The sequence below is a fragment of the Flectobacillus sp. genome, assembly GCF_049240685.1.
Taxonomy (GTDB): domain Bacteria; phylum Bacteroidota; class Bacteroidia; order Cytophagales; family Spirosomataceae; genus Flectobacillus.
This window is the reverse complement of the sequence record NZ_JBMLSD010000119.1, coordinates 1-4,183: the sequence shown is the minus strand read 5'-3', so window position 1 is coordinate 4,183 and position 4,183 is coordinate 1. Positions and strand designations below refer to the sequence as shown.

The window sequence follows — 4,183 nt, the reverse complement described above, 5'->3', positions numbered from 1 at the left end:
CCTAATGCCTGTTGCCTAATGCCTTTTACCTAAACACATAACTTAAATCTACTTCAGCATGAATACTTATACCGACATAATATCTTTTTCTTTTTCTACAAAAACAGCTTCCACTTTAGTGATATAATTGTCAGTAAGTTTTTGGACGCGTTCTTCACCCGCTTTGATAGCGTCTTCAGAAACACCATCATTTTTTAGTTTGCGGATAGAATCATTAGCATCTTGACGAACTTTTCTGACGTTAACTTTGGCTGTTTCGATTTCTGTTTTTGCCTTTTTTACTAATTCTTTACGTCTTTCTTCAGTCATTGGAGGCAAGTTTAGGCGAATCACCTCGCCGTCGTTCATGGGTGCCAGGCCAATATTTGAGTTACGGATAGCCTTTTCGATTTCAGCAATCATTTTTTTCTCAAAAGGCTTCACTACGATTGAACGAGCGTCGGGAGTTGCGATAGAAGCAGCTCCTGTAAGTGGAGTCATCATACCATAGTATTCCACCTGAATCCCGTCGAGCATAGCAGGAGTTGCCTTTCCAGCACGAATCTTAGCTAGCTCAATAGTTAGGTGCTTCATGGCGCCATCCATTGTTTCTTTGGCAGCATCAAGATAAAATTCTATTTCTTCCATTTGTTGTAATGAGTGGGTTGTGAAATTCAAATAGTTCGCTAGAGGCATTCAAAAAAAATCGGACAGCCTCATGGTAAAAACTACGAGGGGCTATCCGATGTTTGAAGGCTATAAATTAGCTAATGAGCGTTCCTACATCTTCACCCTGCACAAGCTTAGTAAGGTTGTCTGGTTTGTTCATATCGAACACGATGATAGGGAGTTTATTTTCTTGGCAAAGCGTAAACGCTGTTGCATCCATAATTTTTAGACCTTTACCGAGCGCCTCAGAAAAAGAAAGCTGTGCATAACGTGTAGCTGTTGGGTCTTTTTCAGGATCGGCAGTATATACACCATCTACACGAGTTCCTTTTAATACAACATCAGCTTCGATTTCGATAGCACGTAGTGCTGCTGCTGAGTCGGTTGTAAAATAAGGGTTACCAGTTCCGGCACTGAGGATAATAATTCTTCCTTTTTCAAGGTGACGAATCGCACGACGACGAATCATTGGTTCGCAAACAGCTTCGATTTTGATGGCAGTCATCAATCGTGTAAACATTCCGTGCTTTTCTAAAGAAGCCTGAATCGCCATACCGTTGATTACTGTTGCCAACATACCCATATAGTCGCCTTGTACGCGGTCGATACCTACTTTGGCAGCACTTGCGCCACGGAAGATATTTCCTCCACCTATAACAATGGCAACTTCAACACCTAAATCGTGTATTTTTTTGATTTCTTGGGCATATTGCTCCAAAATTGAAGGTTCGAGAACTTCGCCATCTGAACTGAGGGCTTCACCTGAGAGCTTAAGAAGAATTCTTTTGTACTTGGGTTTGTCCATGAGAATTTTTTTTTTCGGTCGCAAAGATAAACAAAGTTTTTTAGTTTGGAATAGCCCCGATTTGAACTTAGATGATTTTTATCTTACTTCAACTATTCAAAAAAGGCTTTTCGGTATTGGCGCGATGGGTTGCGAGTTTCCCAACTTTACAAAAATAGCCCAATTACTTCTAAATTGTAATTGGGCTATTGGGTATTTGTGCAACGTGTTAGTAAAAGGTTGAAATGTGTACTTTTTCTCCTAATTTTATTCAAACTCTATCATAACTTTGTTTTTCTCTACATTTTCTTTTGGCGCTACTTTGATACTTTTTACTTTACCATCGCCTGTGGCCTTTAGTACGTTTTCCATTTTCATGGCTTCCAAAATTAAAAGAGTATCTCCTTTTTTGACAGCATCACCCACAGCTACTTTGATATCAACTACTAGACCTGGCATGGGTGCTTTCAAGTCATTTACTTTTGCCGAGGCCGCATTACTCATACCCAGTTGATCAAGCAATAAATCAAAACGGTCTTTTACACCCACGGTATATACAGCGTTATTGATTTTTAGAACAAAACTTTTGTTGGCATAATCTGCTTCGAGTACTTCGGCATTGAAGGAGCGATTATTATATAGGATACTAAATTTTCCGTCTTCTGCTTGTGCAAAATCCCAAACAAAAGGCTCTCCATTGAGCGTTGTTTCTGAGGCATTTTGCAGAATATCGAAAGTCTTATTATTTACACTTGCTTTTAACATGGCTCCTTGTATTTTGTTTTGTTACGAACTTTTATTGACCAAATATACACCAACTAAAATAATTGACATACCTAAATAGTGCTCAATAAGTATAGCTTCCTGATCGAGTGCTCCCCAAATCATGGCTACAATAGGAATCAGATAGGTAACCGAACTAGCCAATACGGCTGAAGTCATCTGTATCAGTCTATTAAATAACACCATTGCGATGGCCGAGCCCATTACTCCAAGTAAAACAGCATATCCCAAAGCTGGTAAGGCGCCTTCTTGGGAGAGTCTTTCTGTAAAATCTGTGCTAAACAAAACAATCCCTGATACCGGCCCAATGGTCATGAATATACAACTGGTTATCACAAGCGAGTCGAGCCCAATATTTGTGAGGTATTTTTTGGTAAGCTGAAGATTGATTCCGTAGAGGAGTGTCGCCAAAATTACTAGTAAGGCATACAGGTTGATGGAGATTTTTTCTTTTCCAGCCAATACCAAAATTAAAGCACCCACAAAGCCTAATAGGATGCCATAAAGTTGTCGTTTGCTGATACGATTATGGAAAAATAGTCCGCCTATGATGAGTGTAAATAGGGGGGTAGTTGAGTTGAGTGCTCCCGATATGGCGCTGTCTAATTTGGTACCTGCCAATGAGAATAAAAATGCTGGAAATAAATTGCCGAGGCATCCAACCAATAAGAACTTGTACCAATCTTTGAAGGGGATTTTTTGGAGATTGTACAAGAATATGGGAATAAAAAAACAAAATGCCGCAAAAATACGAATAGACCCTACCTGAGAAGCCTGAAATATATGCAAGCTTTTTTTGACTAAAATGAATGAGCTCCCCCATACTAGTGCCAATAAGATTAATAAAAACCACGCAAGTGCTGATGTGGATTTTTGGGAAGAAAGCGTATTTGTGTTGTTCATAAGAGATAATGTTGAATAATGCTTGTGCTTTGGCAAGCAAAAGCAATCAAAAATTTGGGATTGACAAGTTCTATGTTTTTTTAACAAAAACCAATGAAGAGAGAGTTTCTTAAAAAAAGAATAAGAGAGAAAAATTAGGAGGTCAAAAATAGTAGAACCTAATTTTGGTATAAATAATGCCAACCAGAAAAATAATTACTTATAGCTTGGGGCAATCGGTACCTTTGCGAGTGCGCTTGGGTAGTTTGAAGCCTCCTTTGAAACAACTCGTAAGCCCAAATTGAATAATAGTTCCGCTATTATGTGTGGAGGAAGATGTACCAATTTCGAAATGGATTCCCACATAGGATTTTAACATGAGTCTCATGCCAAAAAAAATCCCGACGGCTGGAGCTACTTGCTTTTGGTAGTAATCACCCCCTACCATAGCCCCAAAGTATGGGTCAAGGTTTGACTCATTTGAGTTGCTCAACTCACCAAAATGTTGATATCCTCGAAAAAACAATTGTTTATAATTTGTGAACTCTGTTGTAAACTGTGTGTATTGTAAACCAATTCCGTAATAGGAACTTTTAAGGATGCGTTTTTCTAGTCCTAAACTAACAAGTTGAGGACTTTTTTCGAGTATTCTAGTAGATTTATCCTTATTCAAATCCGAGCCGTGTGCAAAATAAAGGTAAAAAGGGTGTAGTTCTTGCGCAATAAGCACTTGGCTTAGCCCTGTAAGCAGTAGGGTTGAAATTATTAGCCTTTTCACATATTTTATATTTACTACTTGAGGAATCGTGCAAAATTAGATTTTAGTTTTTTGTTTTAGGTACAAAGCAAATCGTGTTAAATTGTATTTTAGTAACCATAGATACCTTTTTGCCGAATGCCCAAAGCTGAAAGCTGTAAGCCATAAGCTAAAGAAAAAAAGCGTTTTTATGAAATCATAAAGACCTTTTACCTGATTACTGGACAAAACGAGAAAGTCTGATTCAGATGTATCGACTTTTTCACGCATTTTTAAAAAAACAGTTTTAAACTGTTAAAAAAATGAGTCCAAGACTAAGTCTTGAACTA

Annotated in this window: 5 protein-coding genes; all 5 read right to left on the bottom strand. The window is 38.2% G+C overall.

Features of this window, described 5'->3' with window-relative positions; translation table 11 throughout:
- Positions 1 to 66: 66 nt before the first annotated feature.
- Positions 67 to 627 (bottom strand): ribosome recycling factor, encoded by a 561-nt coding sequence (gene frr, locus ACOVQ4_RS05410; protein ID WP_421819635.1) that lies wholly within the window; start codon positions 625 to 627, stop codon positions 67 to 69.
- A gap of 115 nt (positions 628 to 742) precedes the next feature.
- On the bottom strand, positions 743 to 1,453 hold the full coding sequence (gene pyrH, locus ACOVQ4_RS05405) for a UMP kinase (RefSeq protein WP_283325876.1): 711 nt from the start codon (positions 1,451 to 1,453) through the stop codon (positions 743 to 745).
- A gap of 246 nt (positions 1,454 to 1,699) precedes the next feature.
- Entirely contained in the window at positions 1,700 to 2,197 is a 498-nt protein-coding gene (locus ACOVQ4_RS05400; protein WP_421819634.1) for an acetyl-CoA carboxylase biotin carboxyl carrier protein subunit, read from the bottom strand.
- A gap of 21 nt (positions 2,198 to 2,218) precedes the next feature.
- On the bottom strand, positions 2,219 to 3,118 hold the full coding sequence (locus ACOVQ4_RS05395; protein ID WP_421819633.1) for a DMT family transporter: 900 nt from the start codon (positions 3,116 to 3,118) through the stop codon (positions 2,219 to 2,221).
- Positions 3,119 to 3,317: 199 nt separating this feature from the next.
- On the bottom strand, positions 3,318 to 3,875 hold the full coding sequence (locus ACOVQ4_RS05390; RefSeq protein WP_421819632.1) for a hypothetical protein: 558 nt from the start codon (positions 3,873 to 3,875) through the stop codon (positions 3,318 to 3,320).
- Positions 3,876 to 4,183 lie beyond the last annotated feature (308 nt).